Source organism: Aeromicrobium sp. PFPM2_SD2 (genome assembly GCF_057364525.1).
The window spans coordinates 1-2,867 of sequence record NZ_JBNFNZ010000325.1 but is presented as its reverse complement, the minus strand read 5'-3'; the positions used below and the strand labels follow the sequence as shown (position 1 = coordinate 2,867).

Annotated in this window: 4 protein-coding genes; 3 read left to right on the top strand and 1 reads right to left on the bottom strand. The window is 74.2% G+C overall.

The features are described from left to right. Positions 1-77 precede the first annotated feature (77 nt). Positions 78-566 (top strand): ATP-binding cassette domain-containing protein, encoded by a 489-nt coding sequence (locus AC2W7G_RS12960; protein WP_485868807.1) that lies wholly within the window; start codon positions 78-80, stop codon positions 564-566. Continuing rightward, a complete protein-coding gene (locus AC2W7G_RS12955; protein WP_485868806.1) occupies positions 563-1,372 on the top strand; it encodes an ABC transporter permease in 810 nt (269 codons plus the stop codon). The genes AC2W7G_RS12960 and AC2W7G_RS12955 overlap by 4 nt, the downstream gene beginning before the upstream one ends. A 28-nt stretch (positions 1,373-1,400) precedes the next feature. Here AC2W7G_RS12955 and AC2W7G_RS12950 read toward each other — a convergent pair whose 3' ends face one another. Further along, a complete protein-coding gene (locus AC2W7G_RS12950) occupies positions 1,401-1,955 on the bottom strand; it encodes a GNAT family N-acetyltransferase (protein ID WP_485868805.1) in 555 nt (184 codons plus the stop codon). A gap of 149 nt (positions 1,956-2,104) precedes the next feature. On the opposite strand from AC2W7G_RS12950, the gene AC2W7G_RS12945 reads away from it, so the two are divergent. Beyond that, positions 2,105-2,867 (top strand): carbohydrate kinase family protein (locus tag AC2W7G_RS12945; RefSeq protein WP_485868804.1); only part of this gene is annotated, 763 nt, incomplete at its 3' end.

The following is a 2,867-nucleotide window of genomic DNA, read 5'->3' as shown; positions in this document are numbered from 1 at the left end:
GGCCAGCGCGCCGGCCGGTTCTCGCTCGGCATGGGCCAGCGGCTCGGCATCGCGGCGGCCCTCCTCGGCGACCGCCGGTGGTCGTCCTCGACGAGCCGGTCAACGGCCTCGACCCCGAGGGCATCCGCTGGGTGCGCCACCTCGCCCGGCAGCTGGCCGACGAGGGCCGCACGGTCTTCGTGTCCAGCCACCTCATGTCGGAGATGGCCCTCATGGCCGACCACCTGCTGGTCATCGGCCGCGGCCGCATCCTGGCCGACACGAGCATGCAGGGCTTCCTCACCGACCACGCGAGCGCGTACGTCCGCGTCCGCTCGCCGCGCCTGGCCGAGGTGGCCACGCTGCTCGACCGCGCCGGCCTCGACGTCGTCTCCGACGGCGACGAGGTCCGGGCCGAGGGCATGGACGCCGCCGGCGTCGGCGAGCTCGTCGCCGCCCACGGCCTCGTCCTGCACGAGCTGACGCTCGTCCGGTCCTCGCTCGAGGACGCCTTCATGCGGCTCACCGCGGACAGCGTCGAGTACCGCACCCACGCCCCCTCCGAGCTCGAAGGAGCCTCCGCATGACCACGCTCGCCCGACCCGTGCAGGACGCCCCGGCCACGACCGGGGCCGGGTTCACCGACGCGCTGCGCGCTGAGTGGATCAAGCTGTGGAGCGTCCGCTCCACCTGGTGGACGGTGCTGGCCACGGTCGTCCTCGGCGGCTTCCTCACCATCCTGATCTGCGCCCTCAACGCCGAGTGGCTGGCCAGCGCGGACGCCGACGAGGCGCCGGCGACGTTCCTGACCTGGGGCATGATGCTCGGCCAGATCTGCGCCGTCGTGCTCGCCGCCCTGGCCGTCACCAGCGAGTACGGCACCGGCATGGTCCGCACGACGTTCGCCGCCGTGCCCGCGCGCGGACGCGTCATGGCGGCCAAGTCCGTCGTCGTCACCGCGGTGCTGCTCGTGCTGGGGACGCTCACGGCCCTGGTCGGCTACCTGGGCGGCAACTGGTTCTTCGAGCGGGAGGGCATCGGCGTGCCGCTCGAGGGCGACATGCTGCGCGCGGTCTACGGCAGCGGCCTGTTCCTGGCCGGCATCGGCCTGTTCACGGTGGCGACCGGCTTCCTGCTGCGGCACACCGCCGGCACCATCTCCGCGGTGCTCGCCCTCGTGCTCGTGGTCGGTGGCATGACGTCGCTGCTGCCCGGCGAGGTCGGCGAGTGGACGTCCAAGCTGATGCCCGGCAACGCGGGCCAGTCCATCGCCCAGGCGATCACCTGGGACCCGACGCTGCTCGGGCCGTGGACCGGCTACGGGGTCTTCCTGCTCGAGACCGCGGTGCTCATGGCGCTGGCCTGGGTGGCGGTGCGGCGCCGCGACGCCTGATCCCGCCCGCACGCACGGGACCGGACGCTCAGGCGTCCGGCCCCGTCGTCGTGCGCGGGCCGCGGTAGAGCACGTGACGGCGCAGCCGGTGCCCGACCGGGAGGTCGGGGTGGTCGAAGTCGTCGGCCGGGTCGTGGGTGAGCCCGATCTTCTCCATCACCCGCCGGCTGCGGACGTTCCCCTCGGCGGTGAACGAGACGACCTCGGCCAGCCCGAGGTCGTCCTGCGCGAACCGGACGACCTCGCGCGCCGCCTCGGGGGCGTAGCCGCAACCCCACCACGGACGGGCGAGGCGCCAGCCGACCTCGACCGCGGGGGCGAAGTGCGCCGTGAAGCGTGGGACGGCGAGGCCGACGAAACCGACGAACGGCGCCACGTCCGGGGCCTCCACCGCCCAGAGTCCCCAGCCCCGCTCCGCGAGTCCGCCGGCGATGCGGTCGGCCAGCGCGTCGCTCGCGGCCCGGTCGAGCGGGGCCGGGAAGTGCTCCATCACGACCGGGTCGGCGTTGAGGGCGGCGAAGGGCTCGCGGTCGGCGTCGCGCCAGGCCCGCAGACGCAGCCGAGGGGTCTCCAAGGTGGTCACGGGCGGCATGTGTCCAGCATCGCACCGGTGGAGTCGGCAAAACGATTTTCTGACCGGTGTCGCACGGGTTAGGGTTCCGGCATGCTTCCCCACCGCATCGCTGCGCCCTGCCCGGGTGCGGCCCGCCGTCCGAGCCCGGGCGGAACCTCGTGAGCCGCGTGCTGGTGATCGGCGACGTCCGCGACGACATCAGCGTCGTGCAGGAGACCCGGCTGCGGGCCGACGACGACACCACGTCCAGCATCCGCACCCGCCCCGGCGGCTCGGCGGCGAACGTGGCCGCGTGGGTCGCGCACCTGGGCGTCGACGTGTCGTTCGTCGGCAAGGCGGGCGCCGACGGGGCGGCCAAGCACGCCCGGTTCCTCGAGGCCCACGGCGTCGACGCCCACGTCGCCACGGCCCTGGACGCGATCACCGGCACCGCGGTCATCTCGGTCGACCCGGACTCACGCATCGACTACGAGGACCGCGGCGCCAACGCCCACCTCACCCTCGACGACGTGCCCGAGCAGGTCTGGGACGGCGTCGAGCACGTCCACCTGACCGGCCACTCGTTCTTCGACGAGCGCACCCGCCCGGTGGTGCAGGCGGTGGTGGAGCGCGCGCGCCGCGCCGGCGCCACGACGAGCGTCGACCCCGGTTGCCTCGTGCTGCTGCGCGAGGTCGGCGCCGAGACCTTCCTGGAGTGGATCGCGGGCGTCACCGTGCTCATGCCGGACCTCGACGAGGGCCGGGTGCTCTCCGGCGTCGACGACCCGCACGACGTCATCGCCGTGCTGGGCGCCCGGGTCGGCCGCGTCATGCTGACGCTGGGCTCGGAGGGCGCGCTGTACGGCGGCCGGGGCCGCGACACCGTCAAGGTGCCGGCGGCGACCTGCGACCGATCGACGTCACCGCGCGCGCGCGCGGCTC

What these genes read in the sequence shown, in the direction of transcription:
- AC2W7G_RS12955 (WP_485868806.1), top strand. Translation starts at nt 563, where the DNA reads ATGACCACGCTCGCCCGACCCGTGCAGGACGCCCCGGCCACGACCGGG.